The sequence below is a fragment of the Vibrio sp. 10N.222.49.C9 genome, assembly GCF_041474985.1.
GTDB classification, from domain to species: Bacteria; Pseudomonadota; Gammaproteobacteria; order Enterobacterales; family Vibrionaceae; genus Vibrio; species Vibrio crassostreae_C.
In genome coordinates this window covers 1-298 of sequence record NZ_JBFRVD010001221.1, presented here as the reverse complement: position 1 = coordinate 298, position 298 = coordinate 1, and the positions used below count along the sequence as shown (strand labels likewise).

Sequence of the window (298 nt, the reverse complement as noted above, 5' to 3'; positions counted from 1 at the left end):
ATTTAAAATGGCGCCAACGCGCCCTAAATAGCTCTATTCTCAATGACTATACGTACGTCACTGAAGATAGAAAGGAAGTAGAACTCACACACTTGGGCACCCTAGCCGAACGCATGTTCGCGATAGTGGACCGCTTTAAGTCATTAATTCGTGATGGCGCTGTATGTCAAATCGGGTGGAGTAACGGCAAAGACTCAAATGTCTTAGCGTTATTGTATTCATATGCGATCTATGAATTGTACGCCGAAGGTTTTAAACCCAAGACTAAATCAATTCTGGTTCACAGCGATACCCTAAG

1 protein-coding gene is annotated in these 298 nt (G+C 43.3%); it reads left to right on the top strand.

What is annotated here, in order from left to right:
• Positions 1-113: 113 nt before the first annotated feature.
• Positions 114-298: hypothetical protein (locus AB4585_RS27655; protein ID WP_372171950.1), on the top strand; the 185-nt coding region annotated here is incomplete at its 3' end.